Here is a 23,657-nt window from a genome sequence, read left to right as displayed (position 1 = left end):
GGAAGATGAGGCCGCAGCCCGTGCGATCATTGATGCTATCGTCTGGCCTTCCGCACAGGTGCAGTCATGACGGCGGTTGTGGGCGTCTTGCTTGACGAACTGCGCGGCCTGATGTCGGTCGAGCATGACGGCACGATCACATGGGATGAGCTTCAGGCGTTGAAAAATGAGCATTTCGGCCCTGATGCGGTTGCGATCGAAGTTTATCCACCTAACAGCCATGTCGTAAACAGCCTGCCTATGCGGCACCTGTGGAAGCTTGGCGCTGGCGAATATTGGCCCGATCTGACCGGCCAAAAGCTGGTTGGCGATCTAACCTTACGTGATCGGGAAATACTCACACGAACCGAACTGGAGTTTCTTGGCCGAAGGCCGAGCTAGGGACGGCCACGTCAATTCGTGGCAGCGGGCCGATCCGGCAAGATAGAACCCGCCCGACAGCCATCCGAGATAACCGTCGCATCCGTGCCCTTTCGGGCAATTGGTTTGTGACCGATTCTCTTAGGAACGTACATGAGCCAGAAGGCCGATTTCACTGCCGTTGTTCCAGTTTCGCCTCCCGCCGCCTATATCGGTGGGAAACGCCAGCTTGCAACGCGCATTTGCCAGAAGATCGATACTATCCCGCATTCGCTCTATGCCGAGCCGTTTGTCGGCATGGGCGGAGTGTTTTTCAGACGTAAAGCCGCGCCCCGCGCCGAGTTCATCAATGATCGTTCGAAACGACGTGGCAAACCTGTTTCGCATTCTCCAGCGTCATTATCCGCAACTGATGGACACGCTTCGGTTCCAAATTACTAGTCGCTCGGACTTCGAACGCCTGACCACTACCGATCCGAATACACTCACTGATCTGGAGCGGGCGGCACGCTTTATCTATCTTCAGCGTCTGACGTTCGGAGGCAAAGTGGCCGGACGATCATTCGGCGTCAATTACAGCGGCTCATCGCGCTTTAACCTGACGACGCTTGCCCCATTGCTTCAGGAGGTTCATGAGCGGCTTGCCTCGGTCGTCATCGAGAACCTGGACTGGCACGCTTTCATCGATCGATACGATCGGCCAGAAACGCTGTTTTATCTTGATCCGCCCTATTGGGGCACGGAAGGCGTATATGGGAAGGAACTCTTCGGCCGGGATCAGTTTGAAATTCTTGCTGAGCGCCTTGGACGCATCAAGGGACGTTTTGTCCTGTCGATCAATGATGTTCCAGAGATACGAACCATGTTCTCCGCTTTCGCTATCGAAGGTGCTGAACTGACCTATTCTGTTTCAGGAGGGAAGGGAAAACAGGCGCGGGAACTGATCATCAGCAACGCTCCTTAATCCACCCTTTAAAATGCATTTAATGAGCCTCAAGCTCAGTTCTTTGACATTGTAAAACTGTTGCCACTCGATCTTGCGCGCGCTGCCACGCGATTTTGCGCGCTACATGAAGATGTTCGAAGGGAGGATTTTATTTCTCTTTTTCCAGCAGCTTTGCGCAGGAATGGCGGGACTGCCCGTCGGTAGAGATAGAAACCGTTATGTTCGTAAAGATATGGAATATCAGCAGAAACTTTTTTCAATTGTACCTTTCCTTGTACCACCAGCGCATACAGCCAATGGGAAAACCTATTAAAATCAAGAACTTAAAATATAAAAAGCCTGACTGACTGGAGCGGGCGAAGGGATTCGAACCCTCGACCCCAACCTTGGCAAGGTTGTGCTCTACCCCTGAGCTACACCCGCTCGCGCCAGTCGTTTCCGTCAGGCAGGCGCTATATGAACTAACGCCCCGGAGATTGCAACAGGGAAATTACAGGAAAATGTCGTTTCAACGAAATTAGCTGCCGGTTAATTGATAAACATCTGTAAATATTATGCTTTCCAGAGTGTGTGTCGTGTTCTCTGCTGCGTTTTATCGTCAAAGCAAGAAAAATGAGTTTCCACGGATAATGGAATCGGCTGTCAGAGGCGTGAGCGAGGCTGGTGCGTTTTGAGCGAACAATCCAATTTGCTTTGCATGGTTTCTAAGCCCGTATCCATGGTCTATAAGCGCTGTTGCAAGTCGTCGAAGCGTGAGGAGCGCGATGACATGCTCAACATATTCAATGCCGAACAGAATGGGGTGGAATCATGCCTTTGTCGCCGAGCGAACTTCACGATTATCTTCAGAAACTCGGTATCGAAGTGAAAACTGTCGAACATCCTCCCTTGTTCACGGTCGCGGATTCCCAAAGCCTGCGTGGTGAAATCCCGGGCGGCCATACGAAAAATCTCTTCCTGAAAGACAAGAAAGACAATTTCTTTCTCGTGACAGTCGAGGAGGACGCGGTGGTCGATCTGAAGTCGATCCATCAGCTGATTGGTGCGGCGAGCCGTGTTTCGTTCGGCAAACCGGAAAAGCTGATGGAATATCTCGGTGTGATTCCGGGTGCAGTTACGGTGTTTGGCGCGGTCAACGATACTGCACATAATGTGCAGGTCATTCTTGATGCCGATCTGATGAAATATGACGTCATCAACGGCCATCCGCTGACCAATGAAGCCACGACTTCCATCAAGCGCGAAGACCTCGTCGCTTTCCTCACTTCCACCGGACATGAACCGCGCATTCTCGCCGTTTCCGAAGGTGCGAAAGCGGACACTTCGGTATAAACTGATTTTCAAAACGGGCGGCTTTCTTGCACACGGCAATTGGCAATTGAAGTGAGAGGCGGGAGCGCTAAGTTACAGCGCAACTTGCTGAATCGACCGTCTTGAAATTGGCTTTTGAAGATACGAACTGAAAGAACGACACCGGCTTGTATGCGGACCGTCGCATCGGTCGGAAAATACGAAGGAATTTCTTATGACCAGCCAGAACAATCCTTATGCCGGTGCAGGTGGCCAGATGACGGCAAATGTTTCTTTCGGTTCGGCACCAGCCGCTGCCGGAGGAACTGATCTCGTCAAGGACACGACGACGGCAGGTTTCCAGGCGGATGTAATTACCGAATCCCGCAATCAGCCCGTGCTGGTGGATTTCTGGGCGCCATGGTGCGGACCTTGCAAGCAGCTGACACCGATCATTGAAAAGGCCGTGCGGGACGCTGGTGGCGCCGTCAAACTGGTCAAGATGAATATCGACGATCATCCGGCCATTGCTGGTCAGCTTGGTATTCAGTCCATTCCGGCGGTCATTGCTTTCGTCAATGGCCAGCCGGTCGATGGTTTCATGGGGGCCGTCCCTGAATCGAAGGTGAAGGAATTCATCGCCAAAATCGGTGGGCCGAGCGACGCGGAAGCGGCGCTTGCCGAAGCCATCACAGCCGCGAATGAGCTGATCGAAGCCGGTGATTTCGTTCAGGCGTCGGAGATTTTCTCGTCCATCCTTCATGCCGTTCCAGATAATGTCGATGCGATTGTCGGTCTTGCGACCTGCCTTCTGGAATCCGGCGATGCGGAAAAGGCGCGGGAAATTCTGGCCCAGCTTCCGGCTGACAAACAGAATGCGCCTGCCGTTCGAGCGCTGGAAGCGCGCCTTGCACTGGCTGATCAGGTCAAGCTCATCGGTGATCCGATTGCGCTTGAGAAGCGAATTCAGGCTGATCCGAAGGATTATCACGCCCGGTTTGATCTTGCGCAGGTGCGTAATGCACAGGGGCGGCGTGAAGATGCGGCTAGTGAGCTGCTTTTCATCATGAAGTCCGACCGCGAATGGAATGAAGACGGCGCACGCAAGCAGCTGCTCCAGTTTTTCGAGGCATGGGGCAATGCCGATCCGGCGACGCTCGGCGCGCGGCGCAAGCTTTCGTCGCTTCTGTTCTCCTGATCGCGAGCGGTCGGGAGCATGGCGGGCAAATTATGCATTGTGCGCCATGCGGATTCCAACTGTTAGGACACATGTTTCGTGAGTCCTAATGCATGTCTCCCAAAAGTGGGAACCGGTTTTGGGATAAAGACATGCATGAAAACAAAAGCTTAAAGCGTATTGTAAGAGTACGATAAAACGCGATACGCTTTTGAGGAGGTTGTAATGCAGGTGGGCAATGCCCGTTACAGAACGGGCGCCGATATACCCGAGACCGTGCCGGTTTTCCCGTTGAAAGGGGCGCTGCTTCTGCCCGGAGGCCAGCTTCCGCTCAATATTTTCGAACCGCGCTATCTGGCGATGATCGAAAATGCCCTGGCGGGCAAGCGCATCATCGGCATGATCCAGCCGAAAATCGATGGCGACGATGACGAGACGATCGATGAGCTGGATGAAAGCCTCCGTCCGCAATTGAGTAATGTCGGCTGTCTTGGCCGTATCACGACCTTTGCCGAAACGGGTGACGGTCGCCTGCTGATTACCTTGCAGGGTATCTGCCGATTTCGCGTGCGTGAAGAAGTACATTGCCGTCAGCCTTACCGGCAATGCCGGATCATGCCGTTTCTGGCCGATCTGGAGGAGGCGCGGGATTCGTCGGAAATCGACCGGGATGCTTTGCTGGGTGCTTTCCGCGATTATCTCGAAGCGCACAATCTGGAAGCCGACTGGGACAGTATTGCACGGGCAAACAATGAAACCCTCGTCAACGCGCTCTCCATCATGTCGCCTTTTGGCCCTGCAGAAAAACAGGCCCTTCTGGAAGCGCCCGATTTGAAGACGCGTGCAGCAACTTTGATTGCCATTACCGAAATGGTATTGGCCAGAGTAAAGGACGACGATTTCGGATCGCGGCTGCAATAAACTTCGGGAATAAGATAATGGACGACAAGACGCAAACCGGCAATATCGACGTACGTCTGCTGGAACTTCTCGTATGCCCGCTTACCAAAGGGCCGTTGGAATATGACGCGGAACATGGCGAGTTGATCTCGCGCAAGGCAAAGCTTGCCTATCCGGTCCGGGGTGGAATCCCGATCATGCTGCCATCCGAAGCGCGCAGTTTGACGGAGTGACCGCAGGCCGATTTGCAGATTGTGGGAACTCTGAAACGTCGAACTGTGTCTGCTTTATCGGCTGTTATATAATTTCTGCATAAGCCTCTATCTTTTTCATAAGTTTCAGCCATGCGCATTATTGCTTGTCGGACAACAGGGCTCTATAACCCTCGCGGAACTAGATAAAGATGGTTTCGGACGGCGTCATGCCATTCGTTACTGTCGTGAATTTGAACGCAATATTCTCGGCGAAACGGCTCCCTATTCTCCCGAATATGCGAAACAAAACAGAGGCTTGGCATTATGGCATCCAGAAAACTCCTTCTCCTGCCCGGCGACGGCATCGGTCCAGAGGCGATGGCGGAAGTCCGCAAGATCATCGCTTTCCTCAACTCAGGCCTCAATCTCGGCTTTGAAACTGAAGAAGGTCTGGTTGGCGGCTGCGCTTACGACGCGCACGGTCAGGCGATTTCCGATGCTGATATGGAGAAGGCGCTGGCCGCTGATGCCACGCTGTTCGGCGCTGTCGGCGGTCCGAAGTGGGATAGCGTACCTTACGAAGTGCGCCCGGAAGCTGGTCTTCTGCGTCTGCGCAAGGACATGCAGCTTTATGCAAATCTGCGTCCGGCCATCTGCTACCCGGCGCTGGCTCATTCTTCGTCGCTGAAGCCGGAAGTGATCGAGGGTCTCGACATCCTTATCCTGCGTGAGCTGACCGGCGGCGTTTACTTCGGGGAGCCGAAGGAAATCATCGACCTCGGCAATGGCCAGAAGCGCGGTATCGATACGCAGGTCTATGACACCTACGAGATTGAGCGCATCGCCGATGTCGCCTTTGAGCTGGCGCGCACGCGCCGCAACAAGGTTACGTCGATGGAAAAGCGCAATGTGATGAAGTCGGGCGTCCTGTGGAATCAGGTCGTCACCGCGCGTCACAAGGAAAAGCACGCCGACGTTGAACTTGAGCATATGCTGGCTGACGCTGGCGGCATGCAGCTTGTGCGTTGGCCGAAGCAGTTCGACGTTATTGTGACGGACAATCTTTTCGGCGACATGCTGTCTGACGTTGCCGCAATGCTGACCGGTTCGCTCGGAATGCTGCCGTCCGCTTCGCTCGGTGCGGTCGATTCCAAAACCGGCAAGCGCAAGGCGCTTTATGAGCCGGTACACGGTTCCGCGCCGGACATCGCTGGCAAGGGCGTTGCCAATCCGATTGCAATGATTGCTTCGCTTGCCATGTGCCTGCGTTATTCGTTCAACCTCGTTGAAGAAGCGGATCGCCTGGAAGCGGCAATCGCACAGGTTCTGGATGATGGTCTGCGCACTGCCGACATCTGGTCGGAAGGTAAGACCAAGATTGGCACCGTCGAAATGGGCGATGCCATCCTCGACAAGTTTTCGAAGCTTTCCGCTCAATAAGCGTGACAAGACCGCTTGCTGAAAGCCCGCCATGCACTTCGCATGGCGGGCTTTTCTTTTTTGAATAAGTGCCCGATTTGAGGCTGTAAATTCATGCTGTGCTGCATAAGAATAGCGGCATGTTGTTCACGCTCCCAGATCAAAACAAACTCTACGACGCACTTGTCGCCCGTGATGCCGCTTATGAGGGCAGGGCCTATGTCGGTGTTGTCTCAACCGGAATTTTCTGCCGCCTGACTTGTCCGGCGCGGAAACCGAAACAGGAAAACTGCCGCTTCTTCGCATCGGTCGCCGAATGCATGGCCGACGGTTTCCGGCCCTGCAAAAGATGCCATCCGCTACAGCCCGCTGCGGAGGCGGAGCCTTCCGTCAAGAAGCTTCTCGACGCGCTTGAGGCCGATCCGGAACGGCGCTGGAGCGAAGAGGATGTTGCCCGGATGGGGCTTGATGTCTCGACTGTCCGTCGCAGTTTCCGCCGTCATTTCGGAATGACATTTCTGGAAATGGCGCGGCAGGAACGTTTGCGGCATGGTTTTCAGGCGCTTGCCGATGGTGGGCGCGTGATCGATGCCCAGATTGATGCGGGTTTTGAATCTCCCGAAGCTTTTCGCAATGCCTTTGCGCGCATTCTTGGACTTCCACCCGGCAAATTGCGGGGTGATGGCTTGTTGCGTGCCGACTGGATAAAGACACCACTTGGCACGATGATTGCGATCTGCGATGCACGAAGCCTGCATCTTCTCGAATTCGCTGATCGCAAGGCGCTATCTGCGGAACTGAAGAAGCTTTATGCTACCTGTCGCGGTGATCTGGTGATCGGTCGTTTCATTACCCATGATCTTGTCGAGCAGCAGTTGAATGCCTTCTTCGACGGCAATTCTCCGACGTTCGATTTGCCGCTGGTGCTGCATGGCAGTGCATTTACGCAAGGGGTCTGGCGTGAACTTCAGAACATCCGGGCAGGGGAGACGCGTAGCTATAGTGAACTCGCGCAGGCCATGGAAAAACCGCTTGCCGTGCGTGCAGTCGCGCGGGCCAACGGAGCGAACCAGATTGCCATCATCATTCCGTGCCATCGTGTGATCGGTGCGGACGGATCGCTGACCGGTTATGGCGGCGGTCTTTGGCGGAAGCAGAAGCTGATCGAAATCGAAGCGCAATATCGAAACAAGTAACGCTTTCTCCAGGAGTACGTGTTGGAAATGAAAACGCCGCCCTTTCGGGCGGCGTTTTGTTTCGATTAACAGGCGATTACTCAACCTTGTGCAGATCGACATCCTTGGTGTCGCGAACAAAGATCAGGCCGATAATCAGCGTCATGAGCGCGATGATGATCGGATACCAAAGACCATAGTAAATATCTCCCTTCGCCGCGCTCATTGCAAAGACGGTTGCCGGTAGCAGGCCACCGAACCAGCCATTGCCGATGTGATAAGGCAGCGACATGCCCGTGTAACGGATACGGGTCGGGAACATTTCCACCAGAATAGCAGCAATTGGACCGTAAACCATCGTCACATAGATCACGAGGATCGTCAGAATGAGGATGGTGAAAGGCCAGTTGATTTCATCCGGATGGGCAATCATCTTGAACGCACCCGCATCAGGAATGGTGAAAACCTGCTGGTCGCCAATGGTGGCGGCCTCTGCTGCGGGAATGATCTTTGCGGCAACCATTTCATCTGCTGTCATGGATGTCGCGGCACCGGCACGAACTGCAGCTGCATCCAGAGCCAGTTCCGGGTTGGCGGCGATGAATGCATCAAGTTTCGCGTCCGGAACTTTTGCCGGGCTGCGAACCAGCGGGAAACCAGCCTTTTGTAAGGCGAGATTTACATCGTGAGCAAAGGCTGGTGTGCGTACCGCAGCATCCGCCGCGGTTGCGTCATACGATGTGATGACGGAATCACCCAGCGTAATGGTTGCAGTTGAACCAGCAGGGCCTTCAACGACCGTATAAGGCACGGACGAACGCGACAGGAACGACGTTGCCACATCGCAAGACGTGGTGAACTTCGCAGTGCCGACAGGGTTGAACTGGAACGTGCAGTCACCCGGTGCAGCGGTCACGGTTGCGTTGACGGTTGCTTCGGCGCGGGCAAGCGCTGGATTGGCACTATGCGTGAGCGCTTTGAACAACGGGAAGTATGTCACGATGGCAAGGGCAAGACCCGCCATGATGATTGGCTTGCGGCCGACTTTGTCGGAGAGCCAGCCCCAGAACAGGAAGAACGGGGTGGCGATCAGAAGTGCTATCGCAATCATAATGTTCGCGGAGATGCTTTCGACCTTCAGAACGTTTTGAAGGAAGAAGAGGGTGTAGAACTGACCGGAATACCAGACAACAGCCTGACCCGCAGTAAGACCGAACAGTGCGATCAATGCGATCTTCGCATTTTTCCATTGGCCGAAAGCTTCCTTGAGTGGCGCCTTGGACTGTTTGCCTTCTTCCTTCATCCGCTTGAATGCAGGCGATTCACTCATCTGCATACGGATCCAGACGGAAATACCGAGCAGGAACACGGAAATAAGGAAAGGAATACGCCAACCCCAGCGCGCAAAATCCTCAGCCGTCATCGAATTCTGGATCAGGAGAATTACGATCAGGGACAGAAACAGACCGAAGGTAGCGGTAGTCTGAATCCACGACGTATAGAAACCACGACGACCGTTGGGCGCATGTTCCGCCACATAAGTAGCCGCGCCGCCATATTCGCCACCAAGAGCCAGACCCTGGAGCATGCGCAGGCCAACCAGAATGATCGGGGCCGCGATGCCGATGGAGGCCGAGCCGGGAAGAACACCAACGAGGAACGTCGAAAGGCCCATCACCACGATTGTGACGAGGAACGTATATTTACGACCGACAAGGTCACCGATACGCCCGAAGAAGAGTGCTCCGAACGGGCGCACAAGTAAACCGGCAGCAAAGGCCAAAAGGGCGAAGATGTTGCGGGTCGTTTCCGGATATTCGCTGAAGAAAACAGCGCCGATATAGATAGCCAGTGAACCGTAGAGATAGAAATCGTACCATTCAAAGACGGTACCCAGCGAAGATGCAAAGATAACCTTGCGCTCCTCACTCGTCATTTTAGGCGCGCGCACATCGGCGCTCGACGAAACTGCCATGAATCTGTCCTCCCAAACAGAGCTATATAGGGACGGTCATCTTTCACCGGGAAAGTGAAAACCATCCGTTGCACCTCGACAGGTTCCTCTCAACCTTCAAGGCGCTCTCCTCACACTTGTATGATGAACTGAAAAAGGGGATTCGTGCAGTAGTCTTTAGTATGAGATAGAATTGTCAGCTTGAAATACTATCAAAGACGGCAAGAGCCTTAAAAAATGCGCTTCTTGAAGAGGTAGAGAATTGACTCCATCTATAAACCGCGTAAAAGCAGTGGCGAACGAAGGAGAACCCGCGTGGATCGCGTCAACGTAGCGTCAGTTTCGCTTGGAACTGCCGGCATTTTTGCCGGGGCAGCGCGCATGCCTTCGATTTCCAAAACACTCACGGCCATTACTAAAACGACCACGAAAACGGTCTGATTCCCTTGGCCTGCTCGCCCTCTCCCCGGGTCTGGCCCGGGGGCGGAAGTCCCGCGTGGCCTGCGGGGTTCCGAATCTGGAAGCGGAGAGGGACAGGAGACGAAAAATGGGTTTCAAGGTTGCAGTTGTCGGCGCCACCGGAAATGTCGGGCGCGAAATGCTCAATATCCTCGAAGAACGCGGCTTTCCGGCTGACGAAGTTGTTGCGCTTGCATCGCGCCGCAGCCAGGGCACGGAAGTGTCCTATGGCGACCGGACGCTGAAGGTCAAGGCGCTCGACACGTATGATTTCTCCGATACGGACATCTGCCTGATGTCTGCTGGCGGCGAGATTTCCAAGGAATGGTCGCCGAAGATCGGCAAGCAGGGCTGCGTCGTCATCGATAATTCCTCGGCCTGGCGTTATGACTCGGAAGTGCCGCTGATCGTGCCGGAAGTGAACCCGGATGCAGTCGAAGGCTTCCGCAAGAAGAACATCATTGCCAATCCGAACTGCTCGACGGCTCAGCTCGTCGTGGCTCTGAAGCCTTTGCACGATGTTGCCAAGATCAAGCGCGTCGTCGTCTCGACCTATCAGTCGGTTTCGGGTGCAGGCAAGGAAGGTATGGATGAGCTGTTCGAACAGTCGCGCGCTGTTTTCGTCGCCGACCCTGTCTCAGCGAAGAAGTTCACCAAGCGCATCGCGTTCAACGTGATCCCGCATATCGATGTCTTCATGGAAGACGGCTACACCAAGGAAGAATGGAAGATGGTGGCCGAAACCAAGAAGATGCTTGATCCTAAGATCAAGCTGACGGCAACTGCCGTTCGCGTTCCGGTCTTCATCGGTCACTCCGAAGCGGTCAATATCGAGTTCGAAAACCCGATCACGCCGGAAGAAGCACGCGAGATTCTGCGCGAAGCTCCAGGCTGCCAGGTTGTCGACAAGCATGAGAACGGCGGCTACATCACGCCTTACGAATCCGCTGGCGAAGATGCGACTTATATCAGCCGTATCCGTGAAGACATCACCGTCGAGAACGGTCTGGCTCTGTGGGTTGTTTCCGACAATCTGCGCAAGGGCGCTGCTCTCAACACGATCCAGATCGCTGAATTGCTGGTCGCGCGCGGCCTTATCAAGCCAAAGGCGCTTGCTGCCTGATCTACTGTACTCAATACTGATATTAAAAAGCGCCGGTCACCCGGCGCTTTTTTGTTAGCGGGAAATGCTATCTGAAAGATTGCCGCGTATATTGAGCAATCGCGTGCGTAAATCCTGCAACTCATCGATTGGCTGACCAAGTGCGCAGAACACCTGTTCGGGGATGCTCTCGGCTTCCATGCGCAGTGCCTTGCCTTCGTCAGTCAGTGTGATGCGGACTTGTCGCTCGTCCTGCGGGTCACGCCGCCGCGTAATGCGTCCGGCGGCTTCAAGGCGCTTCAGCAGTGGGGTCAGGGTTCCTGAATCGAGATTGAGCTTTGCGCCGATCTCCGAGACCGTCCGGTCGTCTTGTTCCCAGAGCACGATCATCACCAGAAACTGCGGATAGGTCAGATCAAGTTTGCTCAGAATTGGCTGGTAGGCGCGCGTCAGTGCATTCGCGGTCGAGTAGATCGCAAAGCAGACCATGTTGGAAAGACCGAGATTGGAATCCTGATCGTCGCGCTTCATCATGATAAATCCTTGGCGAATATATACATCATGCGCAATTGGATTGCGCGTCACATAATTGTGAAATTAAATTTTGCAAAATTATATTGTGCACAATTTAATTATCTGCAAGTTTGGCTACGGAGATAAACCAAAGGAGAAGCCCAAATGCCAATTCTGTACACAACCCAATCCTCAGCAACCGGCGGCCGCACCGGCAGCGCCAAGACTGCCGACGGACGGCTCAGTGTCGTTCTCGATACGCCGAAGGAACTCGGCGGTTCGGGCGGCGAAGGCACCAATCCTGAGCAGCTTTTCGCTTCTGGCTATGCGGCATGCTTCCTGGGCGCGTTGAAATTCGTTGCCGCCAAGGAAAAGGTTGCCATTTCGGCTGATAGCACCGTGACTGCGACGGTTGGCATAGGTCCGCGTGAAGATGGCACTGGCTTCGGGCTTGATGTGGCGCTGCAAGTGGCACTTCCGGGCGTGGACAAGGCGAAGGCCGAAAAGCTTGTTCAGGCTGCACATATCGTCTGCCCATACTCGCATGCAACACGCGGCAATATCGATGTTCGTCTGAGCGTCGCTTGACAAAGAAATGCAAAAGGCGCCCGATGAGGGCGCCTTTGTTTTATGGTATCTTCCGAATTTTAGTAGGAAGTCATACGATGACTATAATGCCTGATACTCGTGAGCTTCGCTCCACTTGCGAGCAAATGGAGGAGCGCTACCTTATAAATCCGACTATAGACGCCTCGTATCGTCGACTTGCTGATCGTTTTGCTGCGGACCTTACAGTCGAACGAGACATCTTGCTCAGTCGTTGTGCCGCGCTTATGGCGATCAAATTCTTGAGCGAGGATGGGGCGCTTTAAGTCAGTTCTCTATTTCCCTCAGGTGCTCAAGTGCAGCCTCAACCTGCCCGTATGCTTCGGTTCCTAACGGCAGGATCGGACGTGGTGGCTCGATTTTCGCGAGACCGAGAAGGTCGGCAATGGCATACATGACGCGGAAACTGCTGTGGGTTTTGAACAGGTCCCAAAGCGGTGTGAAAGCTGCATTTATGCGTTCCACCTCAGTATTGTTTCCGCTTTGCGCAGCGCGCGTCAACGCCAGAGCGGGGTCGGGAAGAAGTCCCGCAACCACGCTGTACCAGGCATCGGCACCAGCCAGCAGTGCATCCGCAGCACCCCAGTCACCACTATAGCCGATCGCGAAGCTTGGCGGAGTTTCGGCACGCAGCTTTGACATTGCGCCTTCGTAATCGCCATTTGCGGGCAGAGGCATCTTGATCGCGCTGATATTCTTCACACTGGCAAGCCGTGCAATCAGTTCGTCGTTGAAGATGAACTTTGTCGTGCCGGGATTATTGTAGATGCACAGGGGAAGATCGGTCGTCTCGGCAACGGTCTTGAAGTGCTGGAAAACCTCGTCTTGCGTCAGCGGTGTATAGGAAACAGGCGCCAGCAACAGCCCGTCTGCACCGGCATCTGCGGCATCCCGCGCCAGTGCCTGCGCGTCATCCGTCCGCAACGCGCCGACGCCGACGATGATCGGTATTCTGCCGCCGATAGATCTGACGGCGGTATTGATCGTATGCAACCGCTGTTCCCGCGTGAGAAAGGCATAGCCGCCAGTGCTTCCCAGAAGACCGATAGAATCCGCTCCCGCCTCGTGAATGCGCTCAAGAAAAACGCAGAGCGTATCCTCCATGAGTTTGCCATCGGTGTCGTTTGGTGTCAGCGGAAAGGCTGAAAGACCTTTGAAGAGTTCCATTGTGCTCTTTCTCAATCAGGTTAGCGCGACAGAAGCAGGCGGATACCGGCAAGGCCGAAGACAGCCGCGAGGACGCCTTCGATCCAGCGACGCGCACGACGATAGAGGCGCACCATTGGCATAGTGGAAAATATGATGGCATAGCCGCAGAAAATGGTGATGCTGAGCACGATGCAGCCACCCAGAAACGCTGCCAGATGTGGCCATGAAGAGTTGGCGCCAAGTCCCAGCGTAACCAATGCGATCCAGGACAGGATGGATTTCGGGTTTGACAGATGCATCAGAAGACCACGGCGATAAAGCTCGCCATGGGACAGAATTGCTTTGCTGCTGGAAGCTCGCGTGGCCAATGCTTTGTCTGATGTCATGGCCGCGCGTCCGGCCTTGAAGGCAAGATAAAGCAGATAAAGTCCACCGAAGATTTTCAGGATGAACAGAGCTTCGGCAAATCGTGTGAGGATGGCCGAAACGCCGGTCGCGGCCATCACGCCCCAAAAGATGGAGCCCGTAACGACACCGGCAGCAAAGGCAAGCCCTGATTTGCGACCTTGGTCCATGGCTACGCCCATGATCCGCATCGTACTCGGACCGGGGCTGCCAGCTGCAATGATGTAAGTCACATATACGAGGAGGAGCTGGTAGATGGCGGGGGAAATGCTCATATCGCTACTCTAGTGGATTGAATTTGACGTTTGATACCCGTCCGATATAGATATCGTTTCAAACGTCAAATTCGAAAAATCCACTAGATTCATAGGGTTACTAGTGGTCTTTTTGATTTCGACATTTGCTCGGCGCTCATATCCCAAGGATGCAATGTCGGAATCAGACCGCTAGTTGCATCAAGAGAATCCATAGCATTCTCTCCATGCAATATCTGTAAGCGATTGTGCCAGAATCCGAGGAAGAACTGCCAGAACTGCCGATGGTTTTGTCGAAAACGACAAATTCGGACAGTCATCTCGGCTGTGCGGCTTTACTCTGCCTGCGCCTCGATATTTTCCATATCGTCATCGGACAAGCCGAAATGATGACCGATCTCGTGGATCAGAACATGGGTGATGATATCGCCCAGCGTTTCTTCATGTTCGGACCAATAGTCAAGGATCGCACGGCGGTAGAGCGTGATGCGGTTGGGACCTTCGCCGGTCTGCAGGCTGAAACGTTCGCCGATGCCACGACCTTCGAAAAGGCCGAGCAGATCAAAAGGCGTTTCCAGCCCCATATCCTCGATGATCTGATCGTCAGGAAAGTCGGCGATCTGGATGATGATGTCGCCGCACAACGCACGAAACTCCTGTGGCAGATGCGCAAGAGCTTCAATCGCGATGGATTCGATTTCGTCCAGCGAGGGCGAGAGACGTCCCGCCCAGTCGCCGCTTTGATCTTCTCGGGCCATTCCAGCCAATCGTGTCCTATTCACTTGTGAAGGCCACCAAACCTGCGACCGAGCATTCTGGCCGAGTATATATAGTGCATACCGACATTATGCCCAGGGACGCAATTCGGCGCGCTTGGCCTCGAATGTGTCGATGCTGCCAGCCTTTTCCATGGTCAGGCCGATATCGTCGAGACCGTTGAGCAGGCAATGGCGCTTGAAATCATCGACATCAAAGGAGATAGAGCCGCCATCCGGCCCGTGAATTTCCTTGGCTTCGAGGTCGACGGTGAGCGTCGCATTGGCGCCGCGTGAGGCGTCGTCCATCAGCTTGTCCAGATCTTCCTGGCTGACCTTGATCGGCAGAATGCCGTTCTTGAAGCAGTTATTGTAGAAGATATCGGCAAACGAGGTCGAGATCACACAACGGATGCCGAAATCGAGCAGGGCCCATGGCGCATGTTCGCGCGAGGAGCCGCAGCCGAAATTGTCGCCTGCAACGAGAATCTGTGCGTTGCGATAGCCCGGCTTGTTCAGGACGAAATCCGGGTTCTCCGTGCCGTCTTCGTTGAAGCGCATTTCGGCGAAAAGACCCTTGCTCAGACCCGTGCGCTTGATCGTCTTCAGGTAATCCTTCGGAATGATCATGTCCGTATCGATATTGACGATCGGCAGGGGGGCGGCAACGCCCGTGAGCTTGGTGAACTTATCCATGTCCTGAACCTGTCGGTTGGGAATTTGCAATTTGCAAACTGGTTTACATCAGCTTGACCGAGAGTCAACGTTTGAGGCCGAAACTGCCCAATAGGTCGCAACTCCCGACCCGTTTCGCGAAATATCCGGCGCGCTTGTCCGCACGCCGGATAGTCCGACTGTCAGGTTATGCGCATAATCCTGTCTGGAAACCGCGTCAAGTTTTCCGGATCATGCGTCGTTGACACAGTTTGCGCAATTATCAGACATTGAGGGCGACGCCACCGGTCTCGCTGCCGGTCAGGCGGCGGGATTTGCCATCTGTACCAACGACGATCGTATAACGCCTGCGCCGCATTGAGAGGTTCGGCGAAACCGCCACATCGATGGCCGGATCGAACTGAAGCGTGATGCGCCACAGTTCAGGCTTGATCGTTTCCTCAACGGCGATGATACGGGCATCGAACGGCGTCGTGTGAAACATGCCGGTGATACGCTGCCCGACACGGTAAGGCGCGGTATCGTCCTCGACGGGGGCGGTCTCCACCTTGCTGTCATTGGCGGCCAGCGTATTCCAGTCGCGTGTGCCGGACTGGCGCGCCACAAGGTCGAGTGCCTTGCCGTGGCTGATGTTGATGCCTTCCTCGCTCAAAGCCTGCCGCAGACGGCGGGCCTGATGCTTGAAGTCAGCGTTATTGGTCCCAGCGATAATAGCTGTGGTCATTGTTTTCGCTCCTGATTGTGAGCGGCGTTTTCATGAACGGGTGCCCGCATTGCCGTTTCTGCCGTCACCGGAACAAAAACGTGAAACAGGAATGCTTTACCATGGCCAAAGGCTGCGGACGGCAGGTGCATTCCAACCGAAGGCTGGAAAATAGGCGCGTCGATACAGGATTTCAAGAGCCTGCCTGCTCGCGCTCTCGGCGCTTGCGCTGCAGGATGGTTCGGTGCACAAATCGGGATATGAAAACTATTGTTCGTCCCCGTCGTTCTGTCCTTTTCGTTCCTGCCGCCAACGCTCGCGCTCTGGAAAAGTCTCTGACCCTGTCAGCGGATTGCGTGATCTATGATCTGGAGGATTCCGTCGCGCCGGAGGCGAAGGTCGCGGCGCGCGATGCGCTGGCCGCGCATTTCGCAAGCCATCCGAAGGTTGGTTTCGAGCGGATTGTACGGGTCAATATGACGGAAACGCCGTGGGGCAAGGATGATGTCGCGACGGCTGCGAAAATGGGTGCAGATGCAATCCTTTTGCCCAAGGTCGAACGCCCGCAAGACATAATCGACGCGGCCAACCGGCTTGATCGTCAGGATGCCGATCCGGCAGTTGGTGTCTGGGCGATGATCGAAACCGCGCGTGGCATTCTCAATGCCGACGAGATTGCGATTCTCGGACATCGTTCGGCGGTGCGGCTTGCCTGTTTCGTCGTCGGGCCGAACGATATTGCGCGGGAAACCGGCGTGCGTCCGCAACCGGGGCGGCCCTATCTCGTCCCATGGCTGATGCAGATCATTCTTGCAGCGCGCGCTGGCGGGATCACCGTTCTCGACGGTGTTTACAATGATTTTCGGGATAGCGTTGGCTTCGAGGCGGAATGCGCGCAAGGTGCCGCCATGGGGTTCGATGGCAAGACGCTGATTCATCCCGGCCAGATTGAAGCGGCTAACCGTGCATTCTCACCAACCGAGGACGAGGTGGCCCATGCCCGCGCTGTTGTTGAAGTCTTCGCCCGGCCTGAAAATGCCGAGAAAGGCGTTGTCTCGCTCGACGGGCAGATGGTCGAACGTCTTCATCTTGAAATGGCCGAGCGCGTGCTCGCGAAGGCGGACGTAAAGTTATAACAGAGGAAGTAACAGCATGAAGTTATATCGTTTCATCACAGGTCCGGATGATTCCGCATTCTGTCATCGCGTCACGGCGGCGCTCAACAAGGGCTGGCAGCTCTATGGTTCGCCGACCTATGCTTTCAACGCCGCAACCGGCGTCATGCATTGCGGCCAGCCGGTGGTGAAGGAAGTGGACGGCGTCGATTACACGCCGGACATCAAGCTCGGCGAATACTGATGGCCGTCCGCCGCATCGTTGCCAATATTGCAGCCGCCGATCCTGCGGCGGCAAAGCGCTTCTACGGCGACTTGCTGGGCCTTGATGTGGCGATGGATTTCGGCTGGATCGTCACCTATGCCACGGATGCGCAGGCACGGGTACAGGTGAGCATCATGAGTGAGGGCGGAGCGGGCACACCGGTGCCCGATCTTTCCATTGAGGTCGATGATGTCGATGCCGTGCTGGAGCGCGCAATCGCGCTGGGATTTCCCGTCAAATACGGTCCGGTCGATGAGGAATGGGGTGTGCGTCGCTTCTACACGCGTGACCCTTACGGTCGGCTCGTGAATATTCTAACCCACAAGAACTGACAAAGGCCGGTTTCCCGGCCTTTTGTTTTGGTTCTAGTTCAAACCGCGCTTTTCAATCATCGCGTCTGGCGTCGGCATCTTGCCACGGAATGCCTTGTAAAGTTCTTCCGGGTCGCGGCTGCCACCAGCGGCATAGATATGCTGCTTCAGCTTTGCCGCCAGTTCCGGATTGAAGGCATCGCCGGTTTCCTCGAATGCCGAGAAGGCATCCGCGTCCAGCACTTCCGACCACATGTAGGAATAGTAGCCTGCGGAATAACCGTCGCCGGAGAAGACATGGGTGAAATGCGGTGTGCGATGGCGCATGATGATCGCATCCGGCATGGAAAGCTTTTCCAGCGTCTTTACCTCGAAAGCGAGCGGATCAGCGATCTTTTCCTTACCGGTATGGAACGCCATGTCCACCAGTGCGGATGAGGTGAACTCGACCGTGTTGAAGCCTGCATTGAAAGTGCGGGCCGCAAGCACCTTGTCGAGGAGCGCCTTCGGCATGGCCTCGCCGGTGCGATAATGCACAGCGTATTTCTCGAGAACGGCCGGGACGGTCAACCAGTGTTCGTAAAGCTGCGACGGCAGTTCCACGAAATCGCGGGAAACGGCAGTGCCGGAAACGGCGGGCCATGTCACATCCGAGAGAAGCCCATGCAGTGCATGACCGAATTCGTGGAACAGCGTGCGCGCATCGTCAAGCGAGAGCAGGGCAGGTTCACCTGCCTTTGGCTTCGCAAAATTCATCACATTGTAGATGATTGGCTTCTGTCCGCCATTGAGCTTGTGGCTTGATTGCAGGGAGCTCATCCACGCACCCGAACGCTTCGAGGTGCGGGCGAAATAGTCGCCGAGGAAAAGGCCGCGTTCGCTGCCATCCGCATTGAACACCTGAAACACCCGCACATCCGGATGCCACGCAGCGATGCCCTTCTTTTCCTCGAAGCGGATGCCGAACAGGCGGTCTGCCACGTCAAAAGCGGCTTCGATGATCTTTTCGAGCTGAAGATAAGGCTTCAGTTCCGCTTCATCGAAGGCGAAGCGTTCGGCGCGCAGCTTTTCGGCATAGAAGCGCCAGTCCCATGGCGCAACCTTGTGATTGCCGCCATCGGCTGCGATCAGGCGCTCCAGTTCGACTTCTTCTTCATGGGCCTTGGCGCGCGCCTTGTCCCAGACGGGTTCCAGCAGGTCCATGACCGCCTTTGGCGTCTTGGCCATGGTGTCGTCGAGCTTGTAGGCGGCAAAGTTGGCGTAGCCGAGCAGATGTGCCTTGCGCTCGCGCAATTCCACCATTTCGCGCACGATGTCACGATTGTCGCTTTCGCCACCGTTCTCGCCGCGCTTTGCCCAGGCATTGAACGCCTGTTCGCGCAGTTCACGATTTTCGGAGAAGGAAAGGAATGGCTCGACAATTGAGCGTGATAGCGTAACCGCCCAGGCATCCGGTTTGCCGCGTTCAGCGGCGGCACTTTGCATGGCGTTCTTCAGGAAATCCGGCAGACCGGCGAGGTCGGCTTCATCGGTGATGAACAGGGCCCAGCTTGATTCATCCTTCAGCACATTCTGACCAAAGCGCGCGCCAAGTCCGGCAAGCTTTTCATTGATACCTGCAAGCTCCGTCTTGCCCGCCTCATCGAGCTTCGCACCGGAGCGGACAAAACCTTTCCATGTCTTTTCAAGAACGCGTTTGGTCTCGGTATCGAGGTCCAGCATATCGCGATTTTCATAGAGCGCGTCGATGCGGGCGAAAAGCGCCGGGTCCATCATGATGCGCGAATAATGACGCGACATTTTCGGCGCGATCTCGCGTTCGAGCGCCTGGATCGTGTCGTTGCTATGCGCACCAGCGCGCATCCAGAAAATCGATGAAACGCGGTCGAGCGCCTTGCCGGTCAGCTGGAGAGCTTTCAGCGTATTATCGATGGTCGCTTCATCGGTCGCCTTCGCGATGACTTCCACTTCTGCGAGGTCCTCAGCCAACGCGGCATCGAATGCAGACGCGAAATCGTCATCCTTGAAAGCGGTGAAATCCGGCAGGCCCAGCGGTCCGCTCCATTCAGTCAGCGCGCGATTGTAAGCGGTCTTGTCGGACATGATGAGACTCCGGTTCAGATGAATTCGATATGGATCAGACTTAGGAGTTAAGCAGCAGAGGGGCAAGGGCTGGAAGGCCGCTTTCACGGTTTCCACATCGCGGGCGTCTCGCTGCCGGGGCAGGAGCTTGGAAAAAGCGTTCGACATCGTCTCGCAGGGCTTGACTTTATTGGCGACCCAGCGCAAATCACGCTCGCAGCCGAATTTCTGCGGCAGCATTTTCAACCGGAGTTTTATTCTCTTATGCCCAGCGACAGTCACAGTCGATTGTTTCAGCCGTCAAGGCAGTTCGTGATCTGATCGCTTGCGGTCGGCTTGCACGGTCTGCCTTCGACGGCGGATCGACAGAAAGGCAAGCCCATGACCGACAACAACTTCTTCCCGGAAGTACTCAATGTTGCCGACCTCCCTGCTGCTGCCATCGCAAGCCGCATTGCGGACATGCGTACCGGCGACGCAGTGGAACTCGTTAACGAACTCGATGCCGATGATGCAGTCGCCGTCATCGCACAGCTTTCGCACGAAGATGCCATCCGTCTGCTCGACCAGCCGGAACTGCACCGTGCTACCGAAATCATCGCTACCCTGCCGCCCGGCCTCGCGAGTCTCCTGCTCGATGGTATGTCGGCGGACCGCGCAACCGACGTTTTTCAGGAACTGGAAGACGACGACCGCGCACGCCTGTTTCCCATTCTCGCGCCTGAAACCAAGGTCGCGCTCAAGAAACTGATGGGCTATCCGCCGAATACGGCGGGCTCGCTCATGACCATCGAATTCATCGCCGTGCCTTCGAACTGGAATGTTGGCCAGACGCTGGAATATATCCGCAAGGTCGAACGCACGCGCGAGACGGTTTATGCAATCTACGTGGTTGATCCGGCCAGCCGTGTTTTGTTGGGTGTGGTCAGCTTGCGCCGCCTCATCATCCGCCAGCCGGACGAGCCGATTCTGTCCATCGCCCGCGACGAAGAGCCGATCACCATTTCGCCTCTCGCAAGTCGTGAGGAAGTGGCACGCCTGTTCCGCAAGCACGACCTTCTGGCCGTACCTGTGGTGGACGAAAGCCGTCACATCATCGGCATTGTGACCGTTGATGACGTGCTCGACGCCATGACGGAAGAGGCAAGCGAGGACGCTTACCGTTTCGGCGGTATGGAGGCGCTCGACAAGCCCTATATGCGCATCGGCTTCGGCGAGATGCTGAAGAAGCGTGCGGGCTGGCTCGGTATCCTTTTCCTCGGCGAAATGCTGACCGCGAGCGCGATGCAGCATTTCGAGCTGGAGCTTGAAAAGGCTCTCGTGCTGACGCTGTTCATCCCGCTCATCATGTCATCGGGCGGTAATTCCGGCTCACAGGCGACGTCGCTGATTATCCGCGCGCTGGCCTTGCAGGAAATCAAGCTCAAGGACTGGTGGCGTGTCGCCCTGCGCGAATTGCCAACGGGCTTGGCCCTTGGCAGCTTTCTCGGCGTCATTGGCATCATTCGCATCGCCATCTGGCAGACGCTTGGCATCTACGACTATGGCGAACACTGGATTCTGGTGGCCGCGACCGTCGGTATGGCGCTGGTCTGCATCGTGACTTTCGGCTCGCTGACAGGCTCCATGCTGCCTTTCATCCTGCAAAGGCTCGGATTCGATCCGGCCAGCGCATCGGCGCCTTTCGTCGCCACACTGGTCGATGTGACCGGTCTTGTGATCTATTTCAGCGTCGCGCTGGTCATTTTGTCAGGCACGCTCTTGTAAGGCTCGGGCATGTCGCGAAAAAGTGGAAACTGGTTTTTCGATAACGACATGCCCAAAAAGAATTCAAAAAACTGTCAGAATGACAGTGTAAAAATGCAATGAAATTCGGGTTTTTCGGGTTAATTGGGGGGCAGTTTCGCGCTGCCCCTTTCTAAAATGCAAAAAAACCTGTAAGAGCGCCGCATTGTTTTTCCGCGCGGGTTTGTTGGCGCGGCTCCCAACTCATATAGAAGTGATCTCCATATGGAATTGCGTAATATCGCTATTATCGCACACGTCGATCATGGCAAAACCACTCTGGTCGATGAACTCCTGAAGCAGTCCGGCTCGTTCCGCGACAACCAGCGCGTTGCAGAACGCATGATGGATTCCAACGACATCGAAAAGGAACGCGGGATCACCATTCTCGCGAAGGCCACTTCGGTTGTCTGGAAAAACACGCGTATCAACATCGTCGACACGCCGGGCCACGCCGACTTCGGCGGCGAAGTTGAGCGTATTCTTTCGATGGTTGACGGCGCTATCGTTCTCGTTGACGCTGCTGAAGGTCCAATGCCACAGACGAAGTTCGTTGTTGGCAAGGCGCTGAAAGTTGGCCTGCGTCCGATCGTTGCGATCAACAAGATCGACCGTCCGGATGGCCGTCATGAAGAAGTCATCAACGAAGTGTTCGACCTCTTCGCCAATCTCGACGCGACCGACGAGCAGCTCGACTTCCCGATCCTGTACGGTTCAGGCCGTAACGGCTGGATGGCGCTGAACCCGGAAGGCCCACAGGACGAAGGTCTGGCTCCGCTGTTCGACCTCGTGTTGAAGCACGTTCCGGCACCGAAGGTTGCTGAAGGTCCGTTCCGCATGATCGGTACGATCCTCGAAGCCGATCCGTTCCTGGGCCGCATCATCACCGGTCGTATCCATTCCGGCTCGATCAAGCCGAACCAGGCCGTCAAGGTTCTCGGTCAGGATGGTTCGCTGCTCGAAAATGGCCGTATCTCGAAGATCCTCGCTTTCCGCGGCATCGAGCGTCAGGCCATTGACGAAGCCCATGCAGGCGACATCGTCGCTATCGCCGGTCTTTCCAAGGGCACTGTTGCCGACACCTTCTGCGATCCTTCGGTAAGCGAGCCTCTGGCTGCGCAGCCAATCGATCCGCCGACCGTGACCATGTCCTTCATCGTCAATGACAGCCCTTATGCGGGCACGGAAGGCGACAAGGTGACGAGCCGCGTTATCCGTGACCGTCTGCTCAAGGAAGCTGAAGGCAACGTTGCACTGAAGATCGAGGAATCGACCGAAAAGGATTCGTTCTTCGTTTCCGGTCGTGGCGAATTGCAGCTTGCAGTTCTGATCGAAAACATGCGCCGTGAGGGCTTCGAGCTTGGCGTTTCGCGTCCGCGCGTCGTCATGAAGGACGGCGAGAACGGCGAGAAGCTGGAGCCGGTGGAAGAAGTCGTCATCGACGTCGATGAAGAATATTCCGGCACGGTTGTGCAGAAGATGTCCGAACGCAAGGCCGAAATGGTCGAGCTGCGTCCTTCCGGCGGCAACCGCGTTCGTATGGTGTTCTACGCACCGACCCGTGGTCTGATCGGCTATCAATCGGAACTTCTGACCGATACGCGCGGCACGGCGATCATGAACCGTCTGTTCCACGACTATCAGCCATACAAGGGCGAAATCGCTGGCCGCAACAACGGCGTTCTGATCTCCAACGATCAGGGTGAAGCTGTTGCTTACGCATTGTTCAACCTTGAAGATCGCGGCCCGATGATCATCGACGCTGGTGTCAAGGTCTATCAGGGCATGCTGATCGGCATTCACAGCCGTGACAACGATCTGGAAGTCAACGTGCTCAAGGGCAAGAAGCTCACCAACATCCGCGCCGCAGGCAAGGATGAAGCCGTGAAGCTTACCCCGCCGATCAAGATGACGCTGGAACGCGCTCTGTCGTGGATTCAGGACGACGAGCTGGTTGAAGTGACGCCGAAGTCGATCCGTCTTCGCAAGCTCTACCTCGACCCGAATGAGCGCAAGCGCTTCGAAAAGAGCGGCAAGTCCAGCGCTGCTTAAGTTGACAGAAT

At 55.5% G+C, this 23,657-nt stretch carries 22 protein-coding genes, 1 tRNA gene and 1 pseudogene; 15 read left to right on the top strand and 9 right to left on the bottom strand.

Going from position 1 to position 23,657, the window contains the following annotated elements:
* The first annotated feature begins 66 nt into the window (after positions 1-66).
* Positions 67-381 (top strand): hypothetical protein, encoded by a 315-nt coding sequence (locus KWJ32_RS04700; RefSeq protein WP_256885951.1) that lies wholly within the window; start codon positions 67-69, stop codon positions 379-381.
* 132 nt (positions 382-513) lie between these two features.
* Positions 514-1,324 (top strand): annotated as a pseudogene (locus KWJ32_RS04695) (DNA adenine methylase).
* A gap of 330 nt (positions 1,325-1,654) precedes the next feature.
* Here the strand turns inward: KWJ32_RS04695 and KWJ32_RS04690 are convergent.
* A tRNA-Gly gene (locus KWJ32_RS04690) sits at positions 1,655-1,729 on the bottom strand.
* A 387-nt stretch (positions 1,730-2,116) separates the two neighbouring features.
* Between KWJ32_RS04690 and KWJ32_RS04685 the strand changes: the two genes are divergently transcribed.
* From KWJ32_RS04685 to KWJ32_RS04660, 6 genes are all read left to right on the top strand, one after another.
* Positions 2,117-2,638 carry a prolyl-tRNA synthetase associated domain-containing protein gene (locus KWJ32_RS04685; protein ID WP_125301360.1) on the top strand — a complete coding sequence of 174 codons (522 nt, stop codon included), beginning with the start codon at positions 2,117-2,119 and terminating at the stop codon, positions 2,636-2,638.
* 193 nt (positions 2,639-2,831) lie between these two features.
* Positions 2,832-3,794 carry a thioredoxin gene (trxA, locus tag KWJ32_RS04680; protein ID WP_012092725.1) on the top strand — a complete coding sequence of 321 codons (963 nt, stop codon included), beginning with the start codon at positions 2,832-2,834 and terminating at the stop codon, positions 3,792-3,794.
* Between the two features lie 204 nt (positions 3,795-3,998).
* Entirely contained in the window at positions 3,999-4,694 is a 696-nt protein-coding gene (locus KWJ32_RS04675) for an LON peptidase substrate-binding domain-containing protein (RefSeq protein WP_012092726.1), read from the top strand.
* 17 nt (positions 4,695-4,711) lie between these two features.
* Positions 4,712-4,906: a Trm112 family protein gene (locus KWJ32_RS04670; protein ID WP_010658483.1), complete on the top strand. Its 195-nt coding sequence runs from the start codon at positions 4,712-4,714 to the stop codon at positions 4,904-4,906.
* A gap of 285 nt (positions 4,907-5,191) precedes the next feature.
* Positions 5,192-6,307: a 3-isopropylmalate dehydrogenase gene (leuB, locus tag KWJ32_RS04665; protein ID WP_012092727.1), complete on the top strand. Its 1,116-nt coding sequence runs from the start codon at positions 5,192-5,194 to the stop codon at positions 6,305-6,307.
* A gap of 119 nt (positions 6,308-6,426) precedes the next feature.
* On the top strand, positions 6,427-7,482 hold the full coding sequence (locus tag KWJ32_RS04660; protein WP_012092728.1) for a trifunctional transcriptional activator/DNA repair protein Ada/methylated-DNA--[protein]-cysteine S-methyltransferase: 1,056 nt from the start codon (positions 6,427-6,429) through the stop codon (positions 7,480-7,482).
* Positions 7,483-7,558: 76 nt separating this feature from the next.
* Here KWJ32_RS04660 and KWJ32_RS04655 read toward each other — a convergent pair whose 3' ends face one another.
* On the bottom strand, positions 7,559-9,436 hold the full coding sequence (locus tag KWJ32_RS04655) for an MFS transporter (protein WP_256885950.1): 1,878 nt from the start codon (positions 9,434-9,436) through the stop codon (positions 7,559-7,561).
* 526 nt (positions 9,437-9,962) lie between these two features.
* On the opposite strand from KWJ32_RS04655, the gene KWJ32_RS04650 reads away from it, so the two are divergent.
* The gene (locus tag KWJ32_RS04650; protein WP_010658488.1) at positions 9,963-10,997 is read left to right on the top strand and encodes an aspartate-semialdehyde dehydrogenase; all 1,035 of its coding nucleotides are present in this window, start codon (positions 9,963-9,965) and stop codon (positions 10,995-10,997) included.
* A gap of 54 nt (positions 10,998-11,051) precedes the next feature.
* Here KWJ32_RS04650 and KWJ32_RS04645 read toward each other — a convergent pair whose 3' ends face one another.
* Complete coding sequence (locus KWJ32_RS04645; protein WP_040128728.1) at positions 11,052-11,507, bottom strand: MarR family transcriptional regulator; 456 nt, start codon at positions 11,505-11,507, stop codon at positions 11,052-11,054.
* Positions 11,508-11,654: 147 nt separating this feature from the next.
* Here KWJ32_RS04645 and KWJ32_RS04640 point away from each other — a divergent pair, with 147 nt between their 5' ends.
* Positions 11,655-12,077, top strand: a complete 423-nt coding sequence (locus KWJ32_RS04640) for an organic hydroperoxide resistance protein (protein ID WP_012092731.1) — start codon at positions 11,655-11,657, stop codon at positions 12,075-12,077.
* 285 nt (positions 12,078-12,362) lie between these two features.
* On the opposite strand, the gene KWJ32_RS04635 is transcribed toward KWJ32_RS04640, so the two are convergent.
* From KWJ32_RS04635 to KWJ32_RS04615, 5 genes are all read right to left on the bottom strand, one after another.
* Positions 12,363-13,262, bottom strand: coding sequence for a dihydrodipicolinate synthase family protein (locus KWJ32_RS04635; RefSeq protein WP_012092732.1), 900 nt, complete (start codon positions 13,260-13,262; stop codon positions 12,363-12,365).
* A 20-nt stretch (positions 13,263-13,282) separates the two neighbouring features.
* Complete coding sequence (locus KWJ32_RS04630; RefSeq protein WP_040128726.1) at positions 13,283-13,918, bottom strand: LysE family translocator; 636 nt, start codon at positions 13,916-13,918, stop codon at positions 13,283-13,285.
* A gap of 320 nt (positions 13,919-14,238) precedes the next feature.
* Positions 14,239-14,661, bottom strand: coding sequence for a metallopeptidase family protein (locus tag KWJ32_RS04625; protein WP_012092734.1), 423 nt, complete (start codon positions 14,659-14,661; stop codon positions 14,239-14,241).
* Positions 14,662-14,748: 87 nt separating this feature from the next.
* The gene (gene leuD, locus KWJ32_RS04620; RefSeq protein WP_010658495.1) at positions 14,749-15,354 is read right to left on the bottom strand and encodes a 3-isopropylmalate dehydratase small subunit; all 606 of its coding nucleotides are present in this window, start codon (positions 15,352-15,354) and stop codon (positions 14,749-14,751) included.
* A 241-nt stretch (positions 15,355-15,595) separates the two neighbouring features.
* The gene (locus tag KWJ32_RS04615) at positions 15,596-16,057 is read right to left on the bottom strand and encodes a glyoxalase superfamily protein (RefSeq protein WP_012092736.1); all 462 of its coding nucleotides are present in this window, start codon (positions 16,055-16,057) and stop codon (positions 15,596-15,598) included.
* 239 nt (positions 16,058-16,296) lie between these two features.
* On the opposite strand from KWJ32_RS04615, the gene KWJ32_RS04610 reads away from it, so the two are divergent.
* Genes KWJ32_RS04610 through KWJ32_RS04600 form a run of 3 tightly spaced genes read left to right on the top strand, consistent with a single transcriptional unit; the run spans position 16,297 to position 17,748 of the window.
* The gene (locus KWJ32_RS04610) at positions 16,297-17,172 is read left to right on the top strand and encodes a CoA ester lyase (protein ID WP_151609577.1); all 876 of its coding nucleotides are present in this window, start codon (positions 16,297-16,299) and stop codon (positions 17,170-17,172) included.
* A gap of 16 nt (positions 17,173-17,188) precedes the next feature.
* A complete protein-coding gene (locus tag KWJ32_RS04605) occupies positions 17,189-17,395 on the top strand; it encodes a DUF1737 domain-containing protein (RefSeq protein WP_002965766.1) in 207 nt (68 codons plus the stop codon).
* Positions 17,395-17,748 carry a VOC family protein gene (locus KWJ32_RS04600; protein WP_125334161.1) on the top strand — a complete coding sequence of 118 codons (354 nt, stop codon included), beginning with the start codon at positions 17,395-17,397 and terminating at the stop codon, positions 17,746-17,748. The genes KWJ32_RS04605 and KWJ32_RS04600 overlap by 1 nt, the downstream gene beginning before the upstream one ends.
* Positions 17,749-17,781: 33 nt before the next feature.
* On the opposite strand, the gene KWJ32_RS04595 is transcribed toward KWJ32_RS04600, so the two are convergent.
* Positions 17,782-19,830 carry a M3 family metallopeptidase gene (locus KWJ32_RS04595; RefSeq protein WP_125301340.1) on the bottom strand — a complete coding sequence of 683 codons (2,049 nt, stop codon included), beginning with the start codon at positions 19,828-19,830 and terminating at the stop codon, positions 17,782-17,784.
* A 360-nt stretch (positions 19,831-20,190) separates the two neighbouring features.
* Here KWJ32_RS04595 and mgtE point away from each other — a divergent pair, with 360 nt between their 5' ends.
* Both mgtE and typA read left to right on the top strand, forming a co-directional pair.
* Positions 20,191-21,576, top strand: coding sequence for a magnesium transporter (gene mgtE, locus KWJ32_RS04590; RefSeq protein WP_010658501.1), 1,386 nt, complete (start codon positions 20,191-20,193; stop codon positions 21,574-21,576).
* 243 nt (positions 21,577-21,819) lie between these two features.
* Positions 21,820-23,646, top strand: coding sequence for a translational GTPase TypA (typA, locus tag KWJ32_RS04585; protein ID WP_010658502.1), 1,827 nt, complete (start codon positions 21,820-21,822; stop codon positions 23,644-23,646).
* Positions 23,647-23,657 lie beyond the last annotated feature (11 nt).

Origin of the sequence: Ochrobactrum sp. BTU2, assembly GCF_024539785.1 — a bacterium.
Taxonomy (GTDB): domain Bacteria; phylum Pseudomonadota; class Alphaproteobacteria; order Rhizobiales; family Rhizobiaceae; genus Brucella; species Brucella anthropi.
The sequence above is the reverse complement of the archived record's forward strand: the minus strand, read 5'-3'. Positions and strand labels throughout refer to the sequence as shown.

What these genes read in the sequence shown, in the direction of transcription:
- KWJ32_RS04700 (WP_256885951.1), top strand. Translation starts at nt 67, where the DNA reads ATGACGGCGGTTGTGGGCGTCTTGCTTGACGAACTGCGCGGCCTGATG.
- KWJ32_RS04685 (WP_125301360.1), top strand. Translation starts at nt 2,117, where the DNA reads ATGCCTTTGTCGCCGAGCGAACTTCACGATTATCTTCAGAAACTCGGT.
- trxA (WP_012092725.1), top strand. Translation starts at nt 2,832, where the DNA reads ATGACCAGCCAGAACAATCCTTATGCCGGTGCAGGTGGCCAGATGACG.
- KWJ32_RS04675 (WP_012092726.1), top strand. Translation starts at nt 3,999, where the DNA reads ATGCAGGTGGGCAATGCCCGTTACAGAACGGGCGCCGATATACCCGAG.
- KWJ32_RS04670 (WP_010658483.1), top strand. Translation starts at nt 4,712, where the DNA reads ATGGACGACAAGACGCAAACCGGCAATATCGACGTACGTCTGCTGGAA.
- leuB (WP_012092727.1), top strand. Translation starts at nt 5,192, where the DNA reads ATGGCATCCAGAAAACTCCTTCTCCTGCCCGGCGACGGCATCGGTCCA.
- KWJ32_RS04660 (WP_012092728.1), top strand. Translation starts at nt 6,427, where the DNA reads ATGTTGTTCACGCTCCCAGATCAAAACAAACTCTACGACGCACTTGTC.
- KWJ32_RS04655 (WP_256885950.1), bottom strand. Translation starts at nt 9,436, where the DNA reads ATGGCAGTTTCGTCGAGCGCCGATGTGCGCGCGCCTAAAATGACGAGT.
- KWJ32_RS04650 (WP_010658488.1), top strand. Translation starts at nt 9,963, where the DNA reads ATGGGTTTCAAGGTTGCAGTTGTCGGCGCCACCGGAAATGTCGGGCGC.
- KWJ32_RS04645 (WP_040128728.1), bottom strand. Translation starts at nt 11,507, where the DNA reads ATGAAGCGCGACGATCAGGATTCCAATCTCGGTCTTTCCAACATGGTC.
- KWJ32_RS04640 (WP_012092731.1), top strand. Translation starts at nt 11,655, where the DNA reads ATGCCAATTCTGTACACAACCCAATCCTCAGCAACCGGCGGCCGCACC.
- KWJ32_RS04635 (WP_012092732.1), bottom strand. Translation starts at nt 13,262, where the DNA reads ATGGAACTCTTCAAAGGTCTTTCAGCCTTTCCGCTGACACCAAACGAC.
- KWJ32_RS04625 (WP_012092734.1), bottom strand. Translation starts at nt 14,661, where the DNA reads ATGGCCCGAGAAGATCAAAGCGGCGACTGGGCGGGACGTCTCTCGCCC.
- leuD (WP_010658495.1), bottom strand. Translation starts at nt 15,354, where the DNA reads ATGGATAAGTTCACCAAGCTCACGGGCGTTGCCGCCCCCCTGCCGATC.
- KWJ32_RS04615 (WP_012092736.1), bottom strand. Translation starts at nt 16,057, where the DNA reads ATGACCACAGCTATTATCGCTGGGACCAATAACGCTGACTTCAAGCAT.
- KWJ32_RS04610 (WP_151609577.1), top strand. Translation starts at nt 16,297, where the DNA reads ATGAAAACTATTGTTCGTCCCCGTCGTTCTGTCCTTTTCGTTCCTGCC.
- KWJ32_RS04605 (WP_002965766.1), top strand. Translation starts at nt 17,189, where the DNA reads ATGAAGTTATATCGTTTCATCACAGGTCCGGATGATTCCGCATTCTGT.
- KWJ32_RS04600 (WP_125334161.1), top strand. Translation starts at nt 17,395, where the DNA reads ATGGCCGTCCGCCGCATCGTTGCCAATATTGCAGCCGCCGATCCTGCG.
- KWJ32_RS04595 (WP_125301340.1), bottom strand. Translation starts at nt 19,830, where the DNA reads ATGTCCGACAAGACCGCTTACAATCGCGCGCTGACTGAATGGAGCGGA.
- mgtE (WP_010658501.1), top strand. Translation starts at nt 20,191, where the DNA reads ATGACCGACAACAACTTCTTCCCGGAAGTACTCAATGTTGCCGACCTC.
- typA (WP_010658502.1), top strand. Translation starts at nt 21,820, where the DNA reads ATGGAATTGCGTAATATCGCTATTATCGCACACGTCGATCATGGCAAA.